Raw genomic sequence first — 22715 nt, 5'->3', positions numbered from 1 at the left:
ATGACCGCGACCATGACCCCCGCGCCGGCCAGGCCGCCCGTCAGTGAGCCGTCGGCCCTGCGCAGGGTACTCACCACACCGACCGTCGGCCCGCTGGTGGCGCTCCTGCTCGCCTGCGCCTTCTTCTCCTTCAACAGCGACCAGTTCCTGACCGGCGGCAACTTCTCACTGATCATCCAGCAGGTGATGGTGGTGGGCACCCTGGCCATCGGCCAGACGCTGATCATCCTCACCGCCGGGATCGACCTGTCGAACGGCGCGATCATGGCCTTCGGCGGCATCCTGATGGCCAAGCTGGCAGCCGACGGCGTCGTACCGCCGCTGGTCGCCGTGCTCCTGGGCCTGCTCGTCTGCGCCGGGTTCGGCGCGCTCAACGGGCTGCTGGTGACGACCATCCCGCTGCCGCCCTTCATCGTCACGCTGGGCATGCTCAACATCGTCTTCGCCCTGACCCACATCTACTCGCAGGACCAGACCGTGACCGGCCTGCCCGACCAGATGACCTTCCTCGGCGAGACCTTCCGGATAGGTGACACCAACGTCACCTACGGCTCCGTGGTGACCATCGGGCTGTTTCTGCTGTTCGCGTACCTGCTCAGCCAGACCGCCTGGGGAAAGCACGTCTACGCGCTGGGCAACAGCCCCGAGGTCGCCCGCCTCACCGGCATCCGCACCAACCGGCTCACCCTCGGCGTCTACGCGGTGGCCGGCCTGGTCTACGGCATCGCGGCGCTGCTGCTGGTCTCCCGGACCGGCGTCGGCGACCCGCAGGCGGGGCAGACCGACAACCTGGACAGCATCACGGCGGTCGTGCTGGGCGGCACCAGCCTGTTCGGCGGCCGGGGCACCGTGATCGGCACCCTCATCGGCGCCCTGATCGTGGGTGTCTTCCGCAACGGCCTGCAGTTGATGGGAGTGGCGTCCATCTACCAGACCCTGATCACCGGCGTGCTGGTCATCCTGGCCGTCACCGTCGACCAGCTCTCCCGTAGGAGGAACCGATGACCGACACCCCACGCGGCGGCCACCCGCTCGGCGGCGACCGGAGGCCGGGCGACCCGGTCGCCGCGGTCCCCGCGGCCCGCCTCCCGGAGGCCGAGACCCTCGTGGCCGGAACACCGGTCCTGCAGGCGCGCGGCCTGGTCAAGCGCTACGGTCACGTGACGGCCCTCGACGGCGTCGACCTCGACCTGATGGCCGGCGAGGTGCTCGCCGTGATCGGCGACAACGGCGCGGGCAAGTCCAGCCTCATCAAGGCGCTGACCGGCGCGCTCCAGCCGGACGAGGGGGAGATCCTGCTCGACGGGAGGCCGGTCCGCTTCCGCAACCCCCTCGACGCGCGCAGGCACGGCATCGAGACCGTCTATCAGGACCTCGCGGTCGCCGCGTCGATGGACATCGCCAGCAACATGTTCCTGGGCCGCGAGGTCCGCCGCCGCGGCCTGCTGGGCACGATCTTCCGGATGCTCGACAAGAAGCGGATGCGCGAGGAGTCGGCCCGGCACATGGCCGATCTGAAGATCGGCCTGCGTTCGCTGACCCAGGCGGTCGAGTCGCTCTCCGGCGGTCAGCGCCAGGGAGTCGCGGTGGCCAGGGCGGTGGCCTGGGCCCGGCACGTGGTGGTGATGGACGAGCCCACCGCCGCGCTGGGCGTCAAGGAGTCGGGGCAGGTGCTGGACATGATCCGCCGGGTCCGGGACAAGGGGCTGCCGGTCATCCTGATCAGCCACAACATGCCCCATGTCTTCGAGATCGCCGACCGGATCCACATCCAGCGGCTCGGCCGCAGGGTCGCCCAGATCAAGCCGGGGGACTTCAACATGGCCGAGGTCGTCGCGATCATGACCGGGGCCATGCGGCTGGACACCCAGGAGGGCACGGTCGTCACGGACCGGGACGCCGCCCGGGCCATCGGTCTCTCCTGACGCTTCACCGGCGTATCTTGGCGGACGGGCGTCATGGGTGAAGGCTTGACCGGGCCTTAGCCTGATGGTGACGCTCCGTCTCCCGGGAGCCGACGAGAAGAACGGTGGTCCATGTCCAAGGTTCGCCGCGCCACCATGACCGACGTGGCCAGAGAGGTCGGGGTCACCGCGAAGACGGTCTCCCGGGTGGTGAACGACGACGGCCCGGTGGCGGCGGAGACCCGGGAGCGTGTTCTGCAGGCCATGCGCAGGCTGGGTTTCCAGCCCAACCTCATGGCCCGGAACATGCGGGTGGGTGCCCGCGACTCCACGGTCGGGCTGGTCATCCCGGACATGGGCAACCCGTTCTTCGGAACGGTCGCCGGCGGGTTCGAGAGTGCGGTGCGCGCCCGCGGGCTCACCCTGATCGTCGGTTCCTCCGAGGAGGCCGCCGACCGCGAGCGCTCCCTCATCTCGACCTTCCTGGCCCGCAGGGTCGCCGCGCTCATCGTGGTTCCCTCGGCCGGCGGTGACCACCGCCACCTGCGCGAGGAGCGCGACGCCGGGCTGCCGCTCGTCTTCCTCGACCGGCCGGCCGCCGGGCTGCGGGCCGACTGCGTCGTCAGCGCCAACCGGGAGGGGGCCCGCGCGGGAGTCGCCCACCTGATCGCCGGCGGCCACCGCCGGGTCGCCTTCGTCGGTGACCGGCCCGCGCTCCACACCCGCAGGGAGCGCCTGCAGGGCTACCGCGACGCCCTGGACGAGGCCGGGATCCCCTTCGACCGGTCCCTGGTGGAGACCGGTCACGACCACGAGGCCGCCGCGGCGGCCGTCACCCGGCTGCTCGGCGCGCGCGATCCGGCGACCGCGGTCTTCGCCGCCAACAACTTCGCCGCCACCGGTGTCGTCCTCGGCCTGGCCCGGCTGGGCCGTCCGGACGTCGCCGTGGTCGGTTTCGACGATCTGCCGCTCGCCGAGGTGCTGCGGCCCGCCCTGACCGTGGTGGCCCAGGATCCGGCCGCCATCGGCCAGGCGGCGGCCAAGCTCGTGCTGGCCCGCCTCGACGGGGAACGCTCCAAAGCCCAGACGGTCGTCGTCCCGACCCGCCTGATCCCTCGCGGCTCCGGGGAACTGCCCCCGGCCGGGCGGCCCGGCGGGCACCGCGTCGCCACGACGTGACCGCGGGCTCCGGCCCCGACGGGCGGATCAGGTGGTTCCGGGGGCGATGGTGGTGCCGGAGGTCAGGTGGCGACGACGGTGCCGGAGGTCAGGTGGTGACGACGGTGCCGGAGGTGCCGTCCACGGTGATCTCCTGGCCGGTGGTGACGTGCTCGGTCGCCCCGGCGACCCCCACCACGGCGGGGATGCCGTACTCCCGGGCCACCACGGCGCCGTGTGAGTTGGCGCCGCCCATCTCCATCACCAGTCCGCCCGCGGTGAGGAACAGCGGAGTCCAGCCGGGGTCGGTGGAGGGGCAGACCAGGATCTCGCCGGGCTCCAGGTGTGCGCCGACCGGGTCGAGGACGACCCTGGCGGCGCCGGTCACGGTGCCCGCCGACGCCGGGGTCCCGGTCAGCGCGCCGTCCGGCGGCGTCTCCGCGGCGACGGCCTCCGGTTCGGTGCCGTCCGACAGCACCACCCGGGGGACACGCCTGCGCAGCAGCTCGCGTTCCAGCTCCGCGCGCCGCCGCGCCACGAGCTCTCGCGGCGCGGCCGGCAGACGTTCCGGGTCCGGGACGGTGAGGGCGGCCCTGACCTCGCGGAAGGTCAGGAGGAAGACGTCGTCGGCCGCGGGCAGCAGACCGCGGGCGGCCAGTTCGGCGCCGACGATCCGCAGCTCGGCCCGTACGGCGCCGAGAGCGGTCACCAGGTAGAACTTCGGCAGTTCGCGCAGCCCGGCCAGCGCACGGGCCCGGTGCAGGGCGAACCGGACGAACCGCCCGCGGAGCCCGCCCGCCCGCGCGCTCAGCGTCTCGATCATCGATGCCGCCTCGGCGGCACCCCTGGCGAACAGGACGTCCGGCGCCAGAGCCGGGTCCTCCAGACGCAGGTAGTTGGCGAGCACGCCGATGAGGTGGGTCGGGTCCTCCGACCAGCGCGGCAGCCCCAGGTCGATCTCGGCCACCGCCCTGACCCCGTAGTCGGCGAGGAACCCCGCCAGGCCCCGCTGGACGACCTCGGGCAGCGACCCGGCGTGGAAGCGCCCGGCCAGTTCGGCGGCCGGGGTGCCCAGCAGCAGCGCGGCGGCCCCGCGGTCTCCGCGGACGCGGGTGGCCAGCCGCCACAGCGCCAGATCCATCTCGGTGGTCACGTTGTGCGGCAACCCGCGCAGGACCGTCGGCAGCTCACCGGGCCTGGCCCGGTCACCCAGCGCCTTCGCGGCCAGGCCCAGCATCGCGAAGCCCGCCGCCGGCCCCGGGGCGACCGCCGGCAGCAGCGGTACGACCCGGCCGCCCAGCACCCGCTCGGCGTGGTCGAGGCGCTCCAGCGCAGTGGCGTCCCGCGGGGCGGCCAGCCGCTCCCGCAGGCCGGCGCCCGTCCGCTCGGCGTCCCGGCGCGCGGACGCGGGGCTGATCAGTGCCCGTACCGCGCGCTGCGGAAGCCGGAAGCGGCCCGCGACGGCGGCGGCCCGGCGCAGCGCCGGACGGACCGAACGCCGGGTGAGGCCGAACCGGGGGTCGCCGGACAGGCTCCGCAGCACCTTCGCCGACCTGGCCTCCATCACGTCGAGCAGGCGGGGGAGGATCGCGCGTCCCACCCGGCTGCGCATGATCCCCGTCACGTCGAGGAACAGCCGCCCGCCGGCCTCGGCGACGATCGGTGCCCCGGCGTGTCGGTCGGCCACCGGGGCTCCCAGCAGTTCGGCCACCGACGCGGACAGCAGCCGGAACGCCGACCGGCCCATGGGGGTGATCGGCCGGTAGAGCCCCTGGGCCACGCTGAAGCAGAAGTAGATCCGGGTGCCGCCGCCGGCCGGCGCCGGAGCCTCGGGCGATTCGGCGCGGTGGGGGATCGGATGGAGCGTGGTGATCGGACGGGCCTGGGTGAGCCAGAGGGTCCCGTCCGCGTCGAGGGCCCATTCGATGTCCTGGGGCTCCCCGTAGTGCCGCTCGACCCGCTCGCCGAGCTCGGCGAGCGCTCTGAGCCGCGCGTCGGTGAGGCAGACGTCCCCAGCGGCGCTTCCCGCGGCGCTTCCCGCGGCGCTTCCCGTCGCGCCTCCCGCCGTGCCCTCGGTGGTGCCCCCCGCGGCTGCTGTGGTGCCTCCCGCGGTCTCCACGTGTTCGACCCCGCCGCCCGGCAGGGAGCGCACCGCCAGGCGCTTGTCGCCCGGACGGCGTTCGGTGATCCGGCCGGTGGCGGTGTCGACCACGAAGTGGTCGGGGTTGACCGCCCCGGAGACCACCCCCTCACCGAGACCCGGGGCGGCGTCGACGACGGCCTCGCGACGCCGGCCGGTGACCGGGTTCGCGGTGAACATCACCCCCGCGATCTCCGCCTGGACCATCTCCTGGACGACCACCGCCAGGCGCACCGCGCGGTGGCCGATGCCGTTCGCCGCCCGGTAGGCGACGGCCCGGTCGGTCCAGAGCGAGGCCCAGCAGCGTCGTACCGCCTCCAGCACGGCGTCGGCGCCGATCACGTTCAGGTAGGTGTCCTGCTGGCCGGCGAAGCTGGCGTGCGGCAGGTCCTCGGCGGTCGCCGAGGAGCGGACTGCGACGGGGCCGCGCGCGATCCGGCGTACGGCCTCGGCGATGTCGTCCGGGACGGGGGCGGTGAGCACGATCTTCCGGGCCGCACCGGCCAGCTCCTTCAGCGTCCGCGTGTCACGGGCCGGTGTCACCTCCAGCGCGTCGAGCACGGCGTGGAGCCCGCCGGCCCGCGCGGTGACCCGGCGGTATGCCTCGGTGGTGACGCACACGCCGGGCGGGACGGGGAATCCGGCCGTGGTGAGCACCCCCAGGTTGGCGGCCTTGCCGCCGGCGAGGGGCAGCGCCTCCGCCCCGATCTCGTCGAGTCTGAGGACGATCGGTGTGGGCATGGCGGGGTCTCCTCGGCGCTTCACCGCTTCACCGCTTCCCGGGAAGCGCGGCGGCCGGACACGCGGGTTCGCCTTCCACGCCCGTCTCCGTGGCTCGCCGGGCGGCCCCCCACGGCCGTGACCGCTTCGTGTCCGCAACGGTAGGACGGGGTGCCCGTGAAGTCAACAAACGATGAAATAAACTCCGGGTCGAAAGGGGTCTCCCTTCCCTTCCTGGAACCGGTGCGGGAATTCGGATAGGAAGAGGTGTGACCACCGAGCAGACGTTCGTCATCGCCGGAGCGGGCCTCGCCGGGGCGAAGGCCGCGCAGACGCTGCGGGAGGAGGGCTTCGCGGGCCGGATCGTGCTCGTCGGCGCGGAAGCCGAACGCCCCTACGAGCGGCCCCCGCTCTCCAAGGGCTACCTGCTCGGCAAGGACGACCGGGCCAAGGTCTACGTCCACGACGAGGGCTGGTACGCCGGGAACTCCGTCGAGTTCCTGGGCGGGCGCCGCGTGACGGGCGCCGACCGGGCCGCGCGCGAGGTGGAGCTCGACGACGGCCGCCGGATCGGATACACCAAGCTGCTCCTGACCCCCGGCGCGTCCCCGCGCCGTCTCGACGTGCCCGGCGCGGACCTGGACGGCGTGTACTACCTGCGCACGCTCGGTGACGCCGAGCGCCTGCGCGAGGCCCTGCGCGGCGGAGGCCGGGTGGTCGTCGTGGGCGCCGGCTGGATCGGGCTGGAGACGGCGGCGGCCGCCCGGGAGTACGGCTGCGCGGTGACCGTCGTCGAGCCGCGGGCGGTTCCGCTGCAGGCCGCGCTCGGTCCGGAGATGGGCGCCTTCTTCGCCGACGTCCACCGGCAGCGGGGCGTCGACATGCGGCTCGGACGCGGGGTGACCGGATTCCTCGGCACCGGGCGTGTCCGGGCGGTGGCCACCGACGACGGCGGCGAGGTGACGGCCGACGTGGTGATCGTCGGCGTCGGTGTGATCCCCGACACCGAACTGGCCGAGCGGGCGGGCCTGGCCGTGGACAACGGGATCCTCGTCGACGCGTCGCTGCGCACCGACGACCCCGACGTCTACGCCGCCGGTGACGCCGCCAACGCCTTCCACCCGCTGTACGGCACCCGCATCCGGGTCGAGCACTGGGCCAACGCGCTGAACGGCGGCCCTGCGGCGGCCAGGTCCATGCTCGGCCGGGAGGTCGTCTACGATCGGCCGCCCTATTTCTTCAGCGACCAGTACGACGTGGGCATGGAGTTCTCCGGATGGTTCGCGCCGGGCGGGTACGACTCCGTCGTCGTGCGCGGGGATCTGCGGGCACGTGACTTCCACGCCTTCTGGCTCTCCGGCGGCCGGGTCGTGGCGGGGATGCACGTCAACCGGTGGGACGAGGGCATCGCGCCGGTCCAGGAGCTGATCCGCGGCGGTGCCCCCGCCGACCCGGGAAGGCTCGCCGATCCCGCGATCCCGCTCGCCGACCTCGCCGGGGGCTGACCGCCGGTGGCGGGTCGTCCGGGTGACCGCCGGTGACGGGAGCACCCCGCGCCAGGTGCCGGCCGGCGGGTCACCTCCGATACGTCAACCGGCGCAGCAGCGTCTCGGCGGGCCCCCGGTGGCGGCGGCGCTCCAGGAGGACGGCCGCGACCACGGTGATCGTCCAGACGCCCGCGGCGTAACCGGCCATGGAGGCGCTGTGCAGGCGGGCACCGAGCCCGAGGCCCCACGCGGCCAGCACCGGAGCGCAGAGCACCGACTGGGCGAGGTACGCCGACAGCGACCGCCTGCCCACCGCGGTCATCGCCGAGGCCATTCCTGAGGCCATTCCTGAGACCGTCGTCGCGGCCACCCGGCCGGGCCGTCGCCGCCGCCCGAGCCGGTGCCCGACCAGTCCGAACACCGCCACGTACCCCAGCCCGGCGGGCAGGCCGGTCACCGTCTGGGACATCCCGAAAACGAACATCGACTCCTCGGGGACGTCGAGCACTCCCATGACGGCCGCCGCGTGCGGCAGTCCGCCCAGCCAGCCGATCGCGACACCGGCGACGGCGACACGGCGCAGCAGCGGAAGATGCTCGCCCGGTCGCTCCATGATCCGATGCCGGGCCGCCCAGAAGCCGAGGACGACGGAGACGGGCAACGCCAGTCCGACCAGTCCCTGACCGACCACGACGACCGGCCAGAAGGTCAGGCGCTCCAGGGCCGCGGTGATCGGATCGCTCTCCGCGACGCTCGCCGTCCCGAGCGGCAGGTAGCCGGCGACCCGCGGAGGAGACTCCGCGGTCGCGGCCAGGCAGGCGCCCGCGACGCCGAGCAGGGCCGTCAGCACCAGGACGCCGGTGCCGATCGCGGCCCAGGTGAGCAGCACGCGGTCACCGCGGCGCAGGAACAGCCGCCCGAGGAGGAGGCCGGTCAGGCCGTAGGCGCCGAGGATGTCTCCCTGCCACAACAGGGCCGCGTGCGCGAACCCGAACAGCAGCAGCCACAGGTTGCGGCGGCGCAACAGCGCGAGCGCGGCCGTCTCCGGATGCCCGCCGGCCCGCTGGCGGGAGATCATCTGCACCATGCCGTAGCCGAACAGGAACGCGAACATCGGGTAGACGCGGAAGTCCACCGCGACGATGCCCACGATCTGGACGATCCGATCCGCCGCCGACCCTCCGGGCGGGTGGATCGTGCTGGCCCGGAGCTCCCGTCCCCACAGGTACCAGGGGGTGTTCGCCAGGGCGATGAGCAGAAGCATGAAACCACGGGCGAGGTCGGGTGCGAGTGCCCGCTCGCCGTCCTCGACCGGACCGCGGAACGCGGGGACGGCGCTCTCCGTGCCGTATCCGCCGAAGATGACGATCCTTTTCACGGCTCCCCGGCTCCATGTGCTCGTAGTCGCGCCTCCGGAACGTCCCGGTGGCGACGTCATGATTCAGACGGTGCGCGGGGCACCACGGCCCTCTTGACCCAAGGAACGCCAACCCGCCGGAAAGAATTTGGAGAACGCTGGAGACCGAGCCGGAAAACGTCACGCACCGGTCGACATGGTCGATGGCCACGCAGGTCGGCCTGTCACAGTCGACGCCCTCACGGATAAGGAGGTCCGGCGGATCAGTGGGCGTGCACAGGCCGGTCCAGGCGTCGGAGAAGGACATCCGCGCCTGGATCGACACCTGGGACAGGCCGACGTAGGCCGACCAACAATCAACCCGCGCATCCTAAAGGTTTCCACAGCTCCCCCATCCGGTACGTCCCGCCGGGTATCGTCGGCCCTGGCCGGTCGCCGGCCACCAGGCGACCCCCACGATGACCCTCGACGAGAGGGGGACGTCCGTGCACGGCAGGCGAATCGTCGCGTTCCTCGGCCCCGCGCTCCTCGCCGTCCTGGCCTTCGGATCGGCACAGGCGCCGGAGGCCGCGGCCGACCGGAGCCCCATACGGGCGCCGGGGGCCGTCGCCCCGCAGGAGGTGACGCCGACGGAGACGCTCCAGGCCAAGCCGCCCGGGAGGAAATGCTGGAGGGTGTCCGACAAGATCTGTTGCAAAGTGCGCGGCACCCGCCTCTGCAGGACTGTCGGGTTCCGCATCGAGGTCGACAGGAAACGCCTCCGCCGTCACGACAAGGACGACAGGGACCACTTCGGCAGGTCACACCTGCCGTGGCGTCCGTGCGGCGCTGGGGGCTCATGCAGAGCCCGGCAGAGAGACGACCGGTCATCGCGTTCCTGGAACGAACCTTCGCGGCATTCCGCAAGCGACCGGTCATCGCGTTCCTGGAACGACCGTTCTTCACGCTCCTGGGGCTTCTCGAACGACCGGCCGTGGCGTTCGTCGCCATAGGGCACCGGTTCACCTGGCGAGCGCCGTCTACGTGATCAACAGTGGGGGCTGCCCGATGCGCCGAGAGAGTTGCTGAGGGTGTGGAAGCGGACAGACCTCATCCGCGACCAGATGTGTCGACCCGCAGCGTTGTCGCCTAACGGCGCCGGCGGGTGGAGTCGCGCCTGACCAGGTGCCAGGCGACCTCGGTGTCCCGGTCTCCGGGAGCGGGGTGGCCCAGGGCGGCGCGGGCACAGCGGGCGCCCTGGTCGCGCAGTGACTGGGCGATCGTGGTGAGCCCCGCGGGGGCGGCCGCGTCGGTGTCGTCCCACCCGCTGAGGGTGAAGTCGGCCGGCGCGGCCAGGCCCAGGCGGGCGGCGGCGCGCAGCGTGCCCAGGGCCAGTTCGTCGCTCATCGCGGCGACGGCGTCGCAGGCGTGCGGGCCGGTGAGCAGTTCGGCCGCGAGTTCCTCGGCCTCGCGGGCGCTGTTGGTCGAGCAGACGGCCACCCGGACCTCCGGCCAGTCACCGCCGATCTCCGACCAGGCGTCGCGGAAGCCCCGCAGCCGCTGCCGGGTGACCCGGAACGTCGCGGTCTCCGGGTCGATCCCGGACACCGGTCCCCGCACCCCGGCCCCGAGAACCGAGAGGCGGGCGCTTTTCGGGATCGCCCCTCCGGACCCGGTCGCGTTCTCGTCCCGCGCCGCTCCTGCGGAATCGGAGGCTCCGGGACGGGGGGCAGGAGCGCCGAAGGTCACGGTGGAGACCCGCGCGCGGTCGAGGGGGAAGCTCAGTACCGCCGGGCGCCGGGCGCCGGCGAAGACCTCGCCCCCCGCGGCGCGGGCCGCGGCCCGGTCGTCGGCGGCCACGAAGGCGAGGCCGTCGCGGCGTGGGCCGCCGTGCACGGTCGCGGGGAGACCGGTGGCGGCGATGGCGTCGATGACGGGGTCGTCGTCCGCGGTCGTCCAGACGACGAAGGCGTCGACGGCGGCCTCGGTGACCCGGTCGACGTCGGCGGGGCCGCCGGTGACGGGAACGAGCGTCAGCGCCATGCCGTGGTCGGCACAGACCTGGGCCACGCCGGCCAGGAAGCGGCTGGCCTGCGGGTCGTCGAACGCGTACGTCAGGTGCTCCCCGAGGACGACGCCCAGGTTGCCGGTGCGGCCCCGGCGCAGTGACCGCGCGCCGGGGTGCGGTCCCGGGTAGCCCAGGCGTTCGGCGGCCTCGCGGACCTTGGCCCGCGTCTCGTCGGAGACACGGTCCGGCCTGCCGTAGGCGTACGAGACGGTCATCACGGATACTCCGGCCGCGCGGGCGACCTCGGTCATGGTCACCCGGCGCCGGGCCGTCCGTCCACTCATGGTCCGAGGATAGCTGTGTATCGATACACAGCTATCTTGTGTATCGTTACACACATGCTCATCGAGACCCGAGCCGTCCGCCCGCGTACGGCTTATGCGAGTTTTGCCGCTTTTGGCGCTTTCTGGGGTGTGTGGGGGGCCTCGGTGCCCGCGGTCCGAGCCCAGGCGGGGCTCACCGACGGAGAACTCGGCACGGCACTGCTGTTCGTGGGGGCCGGAGCGCTGCCCGCGATGCTCGCCACCGGCAGGGCGGTGGACCGCTGGGGGCTGCGGGTGACCGCGCTGCTGCTCGGAGCGCTGGGCGTCGTGGGAACCCTGGTCGCCGCCTTCGGACGCGACATCTGGAGCCTGTCTGCGGGTCTGGCGCTGCTCGGCGCCTCCTCCGGTGCGGCGGACGTGGCGATCAACGCGGCGGCGGGCTCGGCGGAACGGAACTCGGGCAGGCCGGTGATCACCCGGGCGCACGGCGTCTTCTCCGCCATGGTCGTGGCCGGCAGCCTCGCCACCGGACTGCTCTCCGGTCTCGGGCTGCCGCTCCTCGTGCCGTTCCTCCTGGTCGCGGTGGCCGCGGCCGGTGCCGCGCTCTCCGTCCTCGCCGACGGGCGGGCCGCAGCGGGTGTGACGGAGGACGGCGGGGGCGGAACGGGCACCGGGCGGGCCGTGCGGCTCCTGCCGCTGCTGGTGGTCGGCGGCCTCGGCGCGCTGGCCTTCGCGACGGAGAACGCCCACCAGAGCTGGGGGGCCGTCTACCTGGCCGACGTGGCCGACGCCGGTCCGGCGCTCGCCGCGGTCGGCCCGGCGGTCTTCGCCGGCGTCGTCGCCCTGACCCGCTTCGCGGCCGGTTCGATCGGCTCCCGGCACGCCGCGACGGTGCTCGTCGCGGGTTCCGTCACGGCCGCCGCCGGCACCGCGCTGGTCTCGGTCGCGACGGCCGTCCCGGCGGTGCTGACCGGACTGGCCCTGGCCGCGGCCGGCACCGCGGTGCTCTTCCCCACACTGGCCGGCGTCGTCGCCGCGCACGTCGACGACACCGCCCGCGGGAGGGCCACCTCGGTCGTGACCACCGTGGCCTACCTGGGGTTCCTCGCCGGTCCCGTCTACGTCGGACGCTGGGCCGACGCCACCGGCCTGCCCGGCGCGATGGTCGCGGTGGCGGCCCTGGCCGCGGTACTGGCCGCTCTGGCCTGGCCGGCGCTGCGGGCCGTCCACACCGGCCCGTCGTGGCACCTGGAAGCAGCCGGCGACGCCGGGCGTCCCGGGCAGGTCTCCGGCCGCCTCTCCTGAGGCCGGGACACGGCCCGCTCGCTCACGTGGGAAGGGGAGCCGGGCGGGTGCGCCGTCTCCCGCACCGTCCCCGGAACCGGCCGGGCCGATCGGCCGCCTCTGGAACCGGCCGGGCCGGTCGGCCGGCGACCGGGGAGGACCCGGTCAGGCCCGGCCCGCCTCGCGGGCACGGCGGGCCTCGCGGCGCTCGACGAAGCGCGAGGCGGTGACCTCCAGGCGGTCCATGAACTCGGCCAGCTCCTCACGGGACTTCTCGCCCTCGGGACCGAGCCCCTGGAGGTTGAACACGTCCCACTGGCGCAGCACCGGCTGCAGGACGTCGTCGATGTGCAGGCGCAGGTCGTAGATCCCGGCATGGGCGATGATCATCGCCTTGCGGGTGAAGCCCTCGATGCCGGTCCCGGGCATCTGGAAGGTGGTGACCACGTCGGTCACCGCGCGCATGGCCTGGTCGGGGGCGAGTTCGAAGGCCGCGCTCAGCAGGTTGCGGTAGAAGAGCATGTGCAGGTTCTCGTCGGCGGCGATCCTGGCGAGCAGGCGCTCGCAGTTGGGGTCCTGCGACGCCTTGCCGGTGTTGCGGTGCGAGATGCGGGTGGCCAACTCCTGGAAGGAGACGTAGGCCACCGAGTGCAGCACGCCTTCGTAGGAGTTGCTGAAGCCCTCGCCCATGTGGTTCATGCGGGCCCGCTCCAGCGCGACCGGATCGACCGCGCGGGTCACCGTGAGGTAGTCGCGCAGGGCGGTGCCGTGCCGGGCCTCCTCGGCGGTCCAGCGGTGCACCCAGGTGCCCCATGCAGCGTCCCGGCCGAAGGCGGTGGCGATCTCGTAGTGGTAGCTGGGGAGGTTGTCCTCGGTCAGCAGGTTCACGATGAGGGAGATCCGTGCCTCCTCCGGGATCTCCGAGTCGGTCTCGGACCACGCGTCGCCCTCGAAGATGCCGTCGTAGTTGCGGCCCTCCGACCACGGGACGTACTCGTGAGGGAACCACTCCTTGGCCATTTTCTCGTGCCTGTCCAGCTCACCGGCCACGACGGGCTCAAGCTCATGCAGCAGCTCGGTCTGACTGAACTCTCGCATACGGTCTCTCCCTCGAAGATACGGAACCGTAACCTACGTTAGCGTAGGTGTGGAGTGCGGTCGGTACGCAGGGTCCGCCGGATCCGCTGTTCACGGGCTCTACCCGGGGAAGCCTGCGGCACTCGTGCCTGCTCCCCGGGGCGTGGCCCGTACTGGGAAGATCACCGTCCGCGCCGTCCCCCCGGCCGGGGACCGTCACACCCGGGCCGAGGCACCCGAGCCGGACGGCCGGGGAACGAGGGCTCCGGTCACCGGGTGGCCGCCCTTCTCGCCCACCCGGCGGGCCGCGAGGAGGACCAGGGTGATGTCCGCGAGCACCAGCAACCGCTGGAACAGGCCGTGGTAGCCGGGATCTCCGACCAGGTCCGAGGCCGGCGACCCCGGGTGCGCCGCCAGGAAAGCGGCCAGGAGCATCACCGACGCGACGGCGACACCCGCCAGCGTCCGGTTCCCCGACCGGCGCGCGACCATCCACCCCGCGCACGGCAGGGCGGTGAAGACCACCGCGGCCGACCAGCGGTGGATCTCACCGCCGACGGAGGTGACCGCCGCTTCCGTGTCGGTGGGGAACGCAGCGGCCAGCAGCAGCCCCAGCGCGGCGGCGAGGAACAGCACCCTCGCCGCCGCGCCACGCGCCGGGTCCAGCCTGGACAGCAGGTAGGCGACCCAGACAGACCCCATGGCCAGCGCGATCATGCCGCAGGTCATCGCCCACGCGCTGCCGTCCAGCAGGGCGTACTCGCTGATCAGCCCGTTGACCGGGTCCACCGAGCCCGCGGCGGTCACGTGGACGCAGGCCAGCGCGGCCAGCGCGAGCACCGGCCCGGCCGCGCCAGGCCAGCGGGGGACCGGGCCGGCGCTCATCGCGCCACCTCCCGGTAGATCGCCTCGAACCGGGCGAGGGACGCCTGGTGGTCGTGGGTCAGCGCGATGCGGCGGCTCGCGGCGCCCATGGTGGTACGCAGCGCGGGCGAGGCGAGCAACCCGGACAGCCGGCGGGCCAGCTCCGGCACGTCACCCGGCCGGAACAGGTGCCCGTTCTCACCGGGCCGCACCAGGTGGGGAAGCGCCATCGCGTCGGCCGCGACGACCGGAAGCCCGCTGGCCATCGCCTCCAGCGTGGCGATGCTCTGCAGCTCCGCGACACCCGGCATGGCGAAGACGTCGGCGGCGGCGTAGACCCCGGGGAGGGCCTCGTCCGGCACGAACCCGAGGAAGACCACCCGGTCGCCGACGCCGATCCGGTGCGCCAGCCGCTCCAGCGCGCCTCGCTGCCCACCGGTGCCGACCAGGGCGAGCTGCGCGTCGGTGTCGTTGAGGACGTACGGCAACGCGCGGATGAGTTCGCCCAGCCGCTTCTCCTCGTCCAGCCGCCCGACGAACAGGATCGTGTCCCGATCGGGCAGGCCGGCGGCCTCGCGTGCCCACGCCCTGGGCCCGGTGCCCGGCCGGAACCTCGCAAGGTCGATGCCGCAGGAGACGGCCTCCACCGGCGGGCCGAAACCCTTGTCGGAGAGCAGCCCGGCCGCGATCCGGGTGGGAGTGGTCACCCGGTCCGCCCTGGAGAAGACGCGGTTGAAGTCCTTCCAGGCCAGCGCGCCTGCGCGGTCGCGGAGCCGGCCGGGGACGCGCGCGAACTGGAAGAGGTTGTCCGGCATGAAGTGGTTGGTCGCGACCACCGGGATGCCCGCGCGCCGGGAGGCGGCCACGGCCGCGCGGCCGACGACGAAGTGCCCCTGCACGTGGACGACGTCCGGGGCGATCGCCTCGATCAGCCGGTCCAGCCGGACCGGCAGCGACACCCGCATCGTCGGGTGGACCAGCACCGGAGCCGACCGCATCCGGTGCACCGTCACACCCTCCACGTGCTCGGTCCTGGCCGGCCCCTCGTCCGAGGCGCACACCACGTGGACCTCGTTGCCCCGGGAGGCCAGGCCGCAGGCCAGCCGGTGGGTGAAGTAGGCGGCGCCGTTGACGTCCGGAGGGTAGGTGTCGGTCCCGATCAGCACCCGGCGGGGCCGGGTCGCGGGGAGGGCGGGTGCGAGCTGGGGGGTGGACACGGACATGACCATCGGTGCTCCGTTCATCGGGTGATCGCGTCATGAGCGTTGGCGGACATCGGGCTGGTACGGGCCAGAGCGACGGTGCCGGCGGCGGTGAGCGCCGACGCGAGCAGAGCGGTGAGCATGCTCGCCGTGCCGGTCGGCAGGGGTTCACCGAGGAGGAGGGCGCCGAAGGCGACGGCGGTGAGGGGGTCGGCCACCTGGAGCGCGGCGAAGGCCACGCCGAAGTGGCCGACCGCATAGGCGCGCTGGAGCAGCGCCAGGGCGATCAGCGCGGGCATCGGGGCGGCGGGCAGCAACCAGGGTTCCCAGTCGCCCTCCACCAGGACACGGGTGAGCGTGGCGGTCGCGCCGTACAGCACACCCGCCCCCATCGCGAGCAGCCCGGCCCGGACGGCGGGCGAGGCGCCCCGGGCCGCTCCCCACAGCAGCAGGGCGACGGTGGCCGCCCCCGCGAGCAGGGTCACCGCCTCCGCGCCGCTCAGATGCGGATCGCCGGAATGCCCGGGCACCACCAGCACCAGGCCGATCAGCCCGATGGCGATCACCGCCGCGGCGGCGAGCTCTCCCGGCCGGGGCCTGCGGCGTTGCAGCATGGCGGCGCAGGGCAGGGCGAACAGGAGGCTGGCCACACCCATCGGCTGGACCACGGTGAGGGGGCCGTACCTCAACGCGACGATGTGCAGGACCGTGCCGGCCCCGATGGCGAGACCGCCGAGCAGCCAGCGCGGGCGGCGGGCGAGGTGCCTGAAGGTCACACGGGCCGTGCTCGCGGCCTCGAACTGCTGCAGCGCCGCGCCGACCGCGAAGAACAGGGATCCCAGCAACGCCAGGCCGGCTGCCAAGACAGTCATGCGCACTCCTCCCAAGCAGATGAAGACACGGCGAGATGGCCGAAACGCCTCGTGGAGGCGTCCGGTGAAGGTCTTCCGGTGAACCAGTGGCAGCGTCCCGCGCGGTGCGGCGACCGATCCATAGGGGTTCACCCTGACTTCGGGGTGATTTCCCCGAGGCCCGGATCGGGGCCCTCAGGCGCGGAGCCGCGCATCCCACCGGTGCGTACGGGGCGGGGAGGGCCGGGCGGCGCTGGCGTCGCGCGGGGTGGGATGCCGCAGTGCTCGGTGTCGGCATACGACGGTGCCGGCATACGACGGGGGCGGGATCCGGCGGGACGGGACGCCGGGAAGGCCGGCGGCGCACGGAGGCCGGTCGGCTGGGAAGGCCGAGTCGGATGCGCCGGCCGAGTCGGATGCGTCGGCCGGGTGGGAAGGCGGCCGGGTGGATGCGCCGGCCGGGTGGGAAGGCCGGTGCGTGGAGACCGGTCATGTGACGGGTGGTGCGCCGGTGTGCGGTGACCGGCGCGTCATGGTAGGGGCCGATGCGTCGCGGCGGGGACCGGGTGAGCGGTGCCCGCCGTGCGGTGCCGCCGGAGGCGGTGGAGGTCAGTCGCGCGTGGCGACCAACTCCGGCTCCGGCCGCCGCGCGACACGCCGGTGCCGCAGGTAGCGGACGACCTCGACCACCACGGTGATCGTCACGGCGATACCGAGACCCAGCAGCAGGCCCTTGATCGGGTCGTTCTCGAAGGCGGCGCCGCCCACATAACCGATCAGGCCCGAGTAGACCGCCCAGGACACGGCGGCGACCGCGTCGAACAGGGCGAACGAACGCCGGGGATGGGCGACCGCGCCCATGGTGAGGGTGCAGGCGGTCCGGCCGCCGGGAATGTAGCGGGCGACGACGAGGACCAGCCCGCCCCGCTCGGCCAGCGCCTGCTGGGCCCAGGCGAACGCCTTTCCGCTGCGCTTTCCGTTACGCAGCCGCTGGTTGGTGGTGCGGCCGATGGCGTAGGAGATGTGGTCGCCCACGAACGCGCCCAGCGCCGCCACGACGATGACCAGCGCCAGATCAGGTGCGCCGGTGGAGGCGGCGAACACCCCAGCGGTGATCACGGAGGTCTCGGCGGGCACCACCGGGAAGAACCCGTCCAGCATCGCCAGGGCGAAAAGCGCCAGGTAGACCCATGGGGATGCCATTACGTCGTGCAGGGCGTCAAGGATGGCCTGCGTCACAGCCATGCTCCAATCGAGGGGGTGGGAGACCTTTCGCACAGCACGCTGACGACTCGGTGATCTCCGGACATCAGGGAAGATCCCCGGTGTTTCCCGGCCATGTCCCTGAGACCCCTAGGGGAAGGCGGGGCCGTCGGGAGCGTGCACCGCCAATGGTAGGAACCGGGCATACCTTTCACATCGCACAAACGGTTCTTCGTGCCCCCGACTTTCGGTCGGGCGGTCTACTTCCTCCGGTGGAGCCGAATTCCCGGCACGCCGGTCGACCTCACGGCGCCGACGGTCCGTACGGCGACGGTGATCCGTACGGAGACGACGATCCCGGTCCGGGGGTCCTGGTCCGGAGGGCCCGGTCCGGGGGAGGAGACGGGACCGCCGGGCTCAGTTGAGTTGCCAGATGGCGAAGTTCAGCGACGCCGCGTAGGTGACCCAGAGCAGATAGGGCACCAGAAGCCAGGCGGCCGGGCGGCTGATCCGCCGGAACATCACGATCGTGGCGACGATCGAGAGCCAGAGCACGATGATCTCCGCGAACGCGAGGCCGTACTGGCCCGCCCCGAAGAACAGCGGCGTCCAGGCCGCGTTGAGAACGAGCTGGAGCGCGTAGACCCCCATCCCCGGGGTCCAGCCCCGCGCCGACCAGGCCAGCCAGCCGGACAGGGCGATCATGACGTAGAGGACCGTCCAGGCGGGCCCGAACAGCCACTGGGGCGGCGCCCAGGAGGGGCGCTCCAACGACAGGTACTCGCCGCCGGCGTCGAGGGCACTCAGCGAGCCCACCACCGCGACCACTACCAGCGCGGCGGCGAAGAAGGGCAGGGCCGCCCAGCGTTTCGGTTGTTGTGCGATGACCATGTGAACCTCCCTGCCCTTTTCTTCGGCCCACTACCGCCGGGCGGTTTCCCCGTGGGACGCGGCTGTCCGCGGGGTAACGGTTCGAGAACGGGAGCTTTCCCGATCCCGTCGGGTCCGGGACGATCGAGGTATGGCAGCGCGCGCGCACACGCCCAGCCGGCCGACCGAAGGTGTCGCGAACGTGGCGGCCCGCCTCATCGGCTGGCCTGATCTCGCGATGCGGCGGACCCGTCGCGGACTGGGCTTCCGGGCCGGCGGCCGGGAGATCGTCCGGATGTCCGGGGACGACACGGCGGAACTGCTGCTCACCGAACCGGTGATCGACCGCTGGGCCCGGCTGCTCACCGACTGCCACCGGGTCACCCCCGGCAGCGACGCCGGATGGGTGACCATGACCATCGACGGCAGGGCCGACGCCGAGTTGTTCCTGTCGCTGGTCAGCGTGGCGATCAAGGCCAACAAGCCGTCGCGGTGGCCGGTCTGGTGATCGACGCCGGCCGGTCGTCACGGCCGGCTCGGGCGGTGGCCCCGGTGCTCGGGCGGCTGCTTCGCCGCTCGGGCGGTGGCCCCGGTGATCGCCTCGGATCGGGCGGCTGCTCCGGTGATCGGTCCGGCGAGCGGGGTCAGCCGAGCGTGGCGGTGGCCAGCTTGGCGCCGAAGCCGATGAACAGCACGCCCACCCCGGTCCGCAGCGTGGCCGCCGTCCTGCGGCGGTCCCGGAACCGGGCGGCCAGGAACGTCCCACCGAAGATCAGCGTCGACAGGTAGAGCACGCTGAAGAGCTGGCAGATCGCCCCCAGGATCAGGAACGACAGGGCGGGCGCGCCGTAGGAGGGATCCACGAACTGGATGAAGAAGGAGATGAAGAACAGGATCGCCTTCGGGTTCATGAGGCTGATCACCAGGGCCTTGCGGAAAGGGCTCCCCGCATCCCGTTCCGGTGCGGGCTCCGCCTCCGCCCTCGTCTCCGGGGAACGCCACGACCGCCAGGCGCCCCGGAGCATCTGGAATCCGATCCACGCCAGGTAGGCCGCTCCGGCGTACTTGACGACGCCGAACAGCAGCGGCATCGACTGCAACAGGGACGCCGCGCCGGCCGCGGCGAGCACCATCAAGACGGTGTCGCCGAGGAAGACCCCCAGCGCCGCGCGGTATCCCTGCCCCACTCCGCGTTGCGCGGCGGTGCTCAGCACGTACAGCGAGTTCGGGCCGGGTAGCAGGATGATGAAGAAGGCGCCGACGACGTAGGTCCATATGTCGGTGATGCCGAAGAACATGGCGGTGCTCCTGGGGCGTTACGGGGGCATAACTACCGTACCGCCCAAAAGGTGCTTACCATCCGGACCTGTAGTGGCTTGCCCCTCCGAGTGGCGTCCGGCTGATCGCGCGTGACGCGACCCCCGGTGACCCGCGCTGTTCACGTGTGCCGTGGCCACGTCGAGATCGGTCTCTCGCGCGTCCGCGGCCGTCCGGAGACCCGCGCCCGAGCGGCCTCCGCGATCGGACTTGACCTCCGCGATCGGACCGCCCGGGGGAGGCGTCTCACCGCTGTCCCGGCCCCGGCTGGTCGGCGCGGTCTTCCGGGTGAACGTGCATGCACTCCCCGGTGCCCAGGCACATCCGGCACTCCTCGGTCACCCGGATGAAGACGATCTCTCCCGACTCCTGGATGTGCGGTTTCTCGGGCCTCCAGGTCCCGCTGCCGGAACACCAGCGGCAGGGCAGCTCGCAGTGATGCGCGCCGTCGGCTACCTGCATTTCCCGCTCCCGCCGCACACGTGGCAGTTCTCCGTGGATTTCACCCAGATCACCGACCCGTCTTCCTGCCTCCTCGGCCGGTCGTAAGTGATCTTTCCTGATCCGGCGCAGTGCCCGCAGTTCGGGACGGGTTTGCTCATGGGTCCTCCTCGCACCTGATGGACCGGCTGTCTGTGGACGCCCCTCGTCCGGGGCGTCGGTTCGGCGGGCACGGCCCCCGGCGGGCGCCTGCCGGGGGCCGCCGGGCCCTTCCCGAGGCCCGCCGGGCTCTTCCCGGAAGCCGCCGGGCCAGGCTCGGGCCGGCTGTCCGAAACCTCCGCGCCTCGGTTGTCGAAGCCATTTTTTGGGCCTTGTGAGAGTGGGCTGTCAAGGCTACGATCACGGCAACTCTTAGGAAAGTTTCCTAAAAGAAGGATCGCACGGAGGGCAAATGACCCATCCGCCTCCCCCTCTGACCTGACCGGACATCACGGAAAGCCGACGGCGCGGGTCGTCGCCGCTCGAAGTCTCGCGGTCCGGACGACTCGCCACCCGAGTTCCCCGCCTGTGAGAACGACCATGCGGAGTGCCATCCCGTAACTCTTCCTGACTCCGGATGAAAACCTTCCCCACGCCCGTCGCCCATCGCGGCGGCGGTCGTCGGAAAGGGCAGGATCTTCCGCCGGAGCCGGACGGTTCACGGCCCCCGCCCCACGGCTGAAGGCGCCCGCGCCGACACCTCACGCCCCGGACAGCCGGGTGACGACGGATCCGCCGTCACCGACCGGGTCACCTTATCCGACCCCGCAGGAGCCCGGAGGGCGGAACGCGGGATCACCACGTGCCCCTCCCGTACCACCTCACCACCCCCCCCACCCGAGGAAGAGCCATGAGATTTCGTCGAACGGCGATCGCGGTTCTGACCGCGCTCGGCATGTCAGTCGGCCTGTCACTGGTCGCCGCGCCCGCCCACGCGGCGACGCCCACCGCGGCCTTCACCAAGGTCTCCGACTGGGGAACCGGCTTCGAGGGCAAGTACACGATCACCAACGGCGGCACCACCACCATCAACGGCTGGTCGGTCGCCTTCGACCTGCCCTCCGGGGCCAACATCGGCTCGTTCTGGGACGCGACGATGAGCCGCAACGGGCAGCGCTTCACCTTCACCAACGCCGGCTGGAACGGCACACTGGCGCCCGGCGCGAGCGCCAGCTTCGGTTTCAACGGCAGCCCCGGCGGCGCCACCCCGTCCAACTGCACCCTCAACGGCGCGTCCTGCTCCGGCGGCAGCGGCCCCGGCACCCCGGGCGTCCCCGGTGCCCCGAACGTCACCGGCACCACCAACTCCTCGATCTCGCTGTCGTGGGGCGCCTCCAGCGGCACCGTCACCGGCTACCGCGTCTACGAGGGCGGCACGCAGCGCGCGCAGGTCGCGGGCACCAGCGCCACGATCGGCTCGCTCGGCACCTGCACCACGCACACCTACACCGTCAAGGCGTACAACGCCCAGGGCGAGTCGGCCGCCAGCGCTCCGGTCACCGCAACCACGACCGGCTGCACCAACCCCGACCCGGTCGGCAAGATGCCCGGCGCACCCTACCTCTACATGGGCTGGGGCAACCCGCCCAACCCGGCGACCGTCATGAGCGCCACCGGCGTGAAGTCCTTCACCATGGCCTTCATCCTCTCCAGCGGCGGCTGCACCCCGGCCTGGGACGGCAACCGGCCGCTGACCGGCGGCGCCGACCAGACCGCGATCAACCAGATCAAGGCGGCGGGCGGCAGCGTGCAGATTTCCTTCGGCGGCTGGCAGGGCAACAAGCTCGGCCCGAACTGCTCCACCCCGCAGGCGTTCGCCGGCGCCGTGCAGCAGGTCATCAACGCCGTCGGCCCCGCGGTCGTCGACTTCGACATCGAGAACACCGACGAGTTCGAGAACTACACCGTCCAGGACCGCATCCTGAACGGCCTGAAGATCGTCAAGCAGAGCAACCCGAACGTCAAGGTCGTCGTCACCTTCGGCACCACCACCACCGGCCCGAACGCCCACGGCGTCCGCCTGATCAACCGGGCCAAGGAACTGAACGTGCCGATCGACAACTACACGATCATGCCGTTCGACTTCGGCAGCTCCAACATCTACAACGACACCGTCAATGCCGCCGAGGGCCTGAAGAACGCGCTCAAGGCCGCCAACGGCTGGACCGACGCGCAGGCCTACGCCCGCATGGGCATCTCCGGCATGAACGGGCTGTCCGACCAGCAGGAGCTGACCACGGTCGCGACCTGGACCCAGATCCGCGACTGGGCCAAGTCCAAGGGACTGACCCGCCTCGCCTACTGGTCGGTCAACCGTGACCGTCCCTGCCCGGGAGGCGGCGTGGTCTCCCACTGCAGCGGCATAGCGCAGGCCGACTGGGACTTCACCAGGGTCACCGCCGGCTTCTGACCGCGACGGCCCGCACCCCGCTCCCGGGGTGCGGGCACACCCCCTCGCGCTCGCGGTTCCCGCGAGCCGCACGGCCTCCAC

The 22715-nt window shown here is 72.5% G+C and carries 18 protein-coding genes; 7 read left to right on the top strand and 11 right to left on the bottom strand.

Going from position 1 to position 22715, the window contains the following annotated elements; translation table 11 throughout:
- From F4562_RS09950 to F4562_RS09940, 3 genes are all read left to right on the top strand, one after another.
- Nucleotides 1-1005, top strand: coding sequence for an ABC transporter permease (locus tag F4562_RS09950; protein ID WP_184539356.1), 1005 nt, complete (start codon nucleotides 1-3; stop codon nucleotides 1003-1005).
- Nucleotides 1002-1925 carry an ATP-binding cassette domain-containing protein gene (locus F4562_RS09945; RefSeq protein WP_184854771.1) on the top strand — a complete coding sequence of 308 codons (924 nt, stop codon included), beginning with the start codon at nucleotides 1002-1004 and terminating at the stop codon, nucleotides 1923-1925. Before F4562_RS09950 ends, F4562_RS09945 begins: the two co-directional genes overlap by 4 nt.
- 111 nt (nucleotides 1926-2036) lie before the next feature.
- Nucleotides 2037-3083 (top strand): LacI family DNA-binding transcriptional regulator, encoded by a 1047-nt coding sequence (locus F4562_RS09940; RefSeq protein WP_184539358.1) that lies wholly within the window; start codon nucleotides 2037-2039, stop codon nucleotides 3081-3083.
- An 88-nt stretch (nucleotides 3084-3171) separates the two neighbouring features.
- Here F4562_RS09940 and F4562_RS09935 read toward each other — a convergent pair whose 3' ends face one another.
- Nucleotides 3172-5943: a PEP/pyruvate-binding domain-containing protein gene (locus F4562_RS09935; RefSeq protein WP_184539360.1), complete on the bottom strand. Its 2772-nt coding sequence runs from the start codon at nucleotides 5941-5943 to the stop codon at nucleotides 3172-3174.
- 248 nt (nucleotides 5944-6191) lie between these two features.
- On the opposite strand from F4562_RS09935, the gene F4562_RS09930 reads away from it, so the two are divergent.
- Nucleotides 6192-7427 carry an NAD(P)/FAD-dependent oxidoreductase gene (locus F4562_RS09930; protein ID WP_184539362.1) on the top strand — a complete coding sequence of 412 codons (1236 nt, stop codon included), beginning with the start codon at nucleotides 6192-6194 and terminating at the stop codon, nucleotides 7425-7427.
- Between the two features lie 70 nt (nucleotides 7428-7497).
- Here F4562_RS09930 and F4562_RS35765 read toward each other — a convergent pair whose 3' ends face one another.
- Entirely contained in the window at nucleotides 7498-8787 is a 1290-nt protein-coding gene (locus tag F4562_RS35765) for a DUF418 domain-containing protein (protein ID WP_311733864.1), read from the bottom strand.
- Nucleotides 8788-9894: 1107 nt separating this feature from the next.
- A complete protein-coding gene (locus tag F4562_RS09920; protein WP_184539366.1) occupies nucleotides 9895-11097 on the bottom strand; it encodes a LacI family DNA-binding transcriptional regulator in 1203 nt (400 codons plus the stop codon).
- Nucleotides 11098-11241: 144 nt separating this feature from the next.
- Here F4562_RS09920 and F4562_RS09915 point away from each other — a divergent pair, with 144 nt between their 5' ends.
- Nucleotides 11242-12381, top strand: coding sequence for an MFS transporter (locus tag F4562_RS09915; RefSeq protein ID WP_311733865.1), 1140 nt, complete (start codon nucleotides 11242-11244; stop codon nucleotides 12379-12381).
- Nucleotides 12382-12525: 144 nt separating this feature from the next.
- On the opposite strand, the gene F4562_RS09910 is transcribed toward F4562_RS09915, so the two are convergent.
- The 6 genes from F4562_RS09910 to F4562_RS09885 form a co-directional block, all read right to left on the bottom strand.
- Nucleotides 12526-13458 (bottom strand): acyl-ACP desaturase, encoded by a 933-nt coding sequence (locus F4562_RS09910; RefSeq protein WP_184539369.1) that lies wholly within the window; start codon nucleotides 13456-13458, stop codon nucleotides 12526-12528.
- Nucleotides 13459-13653: 195 nt separating this feature from the next.
- A complete protein-coding gene (locus tag F4562_RS09905; protein ID WP_184539371.1) occupies nucleotides 13654-14322 on the bottom strand; it encodes a DUF998 domain-containing protein in 669 nt (222 codons plus the stop codon).
- Nucleotides 14319-15530: a glycosyltransferase gene (locus F4562_RS09900; protein WP_184539373.1), complete on the bottom strand. Its 1212-nt coding sequence runs from the start codon at nucleotides 15528-15530 to the stop codon at nucleotides 14319-14321. Before F4562_RS09900 ends, F4562_RS09905 begins: the two co-directional genes overlap by 4 nt.
- An 11-nt stretch (nucleotides 15531-15541) precedes the next feature.
- Nucleotides 15542-16375, bottom strand: coding sequence for a DMT family transporter (locus F4562_RS09895; protein ID WP_184539375.1), 834 nt, complete (start codon nucleotides 16373-16375; stop codon nucleotides 15542-15544).
- 588 nt (nucleotides 16376-16963) lie between these two features.
- Nucleotides 16964-17599 (bottom strand): DedA family protein, encoded by a 636-nt coding sequence (locus F4562_RS09890; RefSeq protein WP_184539377.1) that lies wholly within the window; start codon nucleotides 17597-17599, stop codon nucleotides 16964-16966.
- Nucleotides 17600-17974: 375 nt separating this feature from the next.
- On the bottom strand, nucleotides 17975-18448 hold the full coding sequence (locus tag F4562_RS09885; RefSeq protein WP_184539379.1) for a TspO/MBR family protein: 474 nt from the start codon (nucleotides 18446-18448) through the stop codon (nucleotides 17975-17977).
- Between the two features lie 130 nt (nucleotides 18449-18578).
- Here F4562_RS09885 and F4562_RS09880 point away from each other — a divergent pair, with 130 nt between their 5' ends.
- Nucleotides 18579-18935, top strand: a complete 357-nt coding sequence (locus F4562_RS09880; protein WP_184539381.1) for a luciferase domain-containing protein — start codon at nucleotides 18579-18581, stop codon at nucleotides 18933-18935.
- A 136-nt stretch (nucleotides 18936-19071) separates the two neighbouring features.
- Here F4562_RS09880 and leuE read toward each other — a convergent pair whose 3' ends face one another.
- On the bottom strand, nucleotides 19072-19725 hold the full coding sequence (leuE, locus tag F4562_RS09875) for a leucine efflux protein LeuE (RefSeq protein WP_184539383.1): 654 nt from the start codon (nucleotides 19723-19725) through the stop codon (nucleotides 19072-19074).
- Nucleotides 19726-19990: 265 nt separating this feature from the next.
- Entirely contained in the window at nucleotides 19991-20206 is a 216-nt protein-coding gene (locus F4562_RS09870) for a hypothetical protein (protein WP_184539385.1), read from the bottom strand.
- 868 nt (nucleotides 20207-21074) lie between these two features.
- On the opposite strand from F4562_RS09870, the gene F4562_RS09865 reads away from it, so the two are divergent.
- On the top strand, nucleotides 21075-22634 hold the full coding sequence (locus F4562_RS09865; protein WP_184539387.1) for a cellulose binding domain-containing protein: 1560 nt from the start codon (nucleotides 21075-21077) through the stop codon (nucleotides 22632-22634).
- Nucleotides 22635-22715 lie beyond the last annotated feature (81 nt).

The sequence above is a fragment of the Streptosporangium becharense genome (assembly GCF_014204985.1).
GTDB classification, from domain to species: Bacteria; Actinomycetota; Actinomycetes; order Streptosporangiales; family Streptosporangiaceae; genus Streptosporangium; species Streptosporangium becharense.
Note: the sequence above shows the minus strand (reverse complement) of the source record. Positions and strands in the feature narration are given on the sequence as shown.

What these genes read in the sequence shown, in the direction of transcription:
- F4562_RS09890 (WP_184539377.1), bottom strand. Translation starts at nt 17,599, where the DNA reads ATGGCTGTGACGCAGGCCATCCTTGACGCCCTGCACGACGTAATGGCA.
- F4562_RS09905 (WP_184539371.1), bottom strand. Translation starts at nt 14,322, where the DNA reads ATGAGCGCCGGCCCGGTCCCCCGCTGGCCTGGCGCGGCCGGGCCGGTG.
- F4562_RS09940 (WP_184539358.1), top strand. Translation starts at nt 2,037, where the DNA reads ATGTCCAAGGTTCGCCGCGCCACCATGACCGACGTGGCCAGAGAGGTC.
- F4562_RS09865 (WP_184539387.1), top strand. Translation starts at nt 21,075, where the DNA reads ATGAGATTTCGTCGAACGGCGATCGCGGTTCTGACCGCGCTCGGCATG.
- F4562_RS09900 (WP_184539373.1), bottom strand. Translation starts at nt 15,530, where the DNA reads ATGGTCATGTCCGTGTCCACCCCCCAGCTCGCACCCGCCCTCCCCGCG.
- F4562_RS09945 (WP_184854771.1), top strand. Translation starts at nt 1,002, where the DNA reads ATGACCGACACCCCACGCGGCGGCCACCCGCTCGGCGGCGACCGGAGG.
- F4562_RS09950 (WP_184539356.1), top strand. Translation starts at nt 1, where the DNA reads ATGACCGCGACCATGACCCCCGCGCCGGCCAGGCCGCCCGTCAGTGAG.
- F4562_RS09885 (WP_184539379.1), bottom strand. Translation starts at nt 18,448, where the DNA reads ATGGTCATCGCACAACAACCGAAACGCTGGGCGGCCCTGCCCTTCTTC.
- F4562_RS09935 (WP_184539360.1), bottom strand. Translation starts at nt 5,943, where the DNA reads ATGCCCACACCGATCGTCCTCAGACTCGACGAGATCGGGGCGGAGGCG.
- F4562_RS09880 (WP_184539381.1), top strand. Translation starts at nt 18,579, where the DNA reads ATGGCAGCGCGCGCGCACACGCCCAGCCGGCCGACCGAAGGTGTCGCG.
- F4562_RS09920 (WP_184539366.1), bottom strand. Translation starts at nt 11,097, where the DNA reads ATGAGTGGACGGACGGCCCGGCGCCGGGTGACCATGACCGAGGTCGCC.
- F4562_RS09895 (WP_184539375.1), bottom strand. Translation starts at nt 16,375, where the DNA reads ATGACTGTCTTGGCAGCCGGCCTGGCGTTGCTGGGATCCCTGTTCTTC.
- F4562_RS09870 (WP_184539385.1), bottom strand. Translation starts at nt 20,206, where the DNA reads ATGCAGGTAGCCGACGGCGCGCATCACTGCGAGCTGCCCTGCCGCTGG.
- leuE (WP_184539383.1), bottom strand. Translation starts at nt 19,725, where the DNA reads ATGTTCTTCGGCATCACCGACATATGGACCTACGTCGTCGGCGCCTTC.
- F4562_RS09910 (WP_184539369.1), bottom strand. Translation starts at nt 13,458, where the DNA reads ATGCGAGAGTTCAGTCAGACCGAGCTGCTGCATGAGCTTGAGCCCGTC.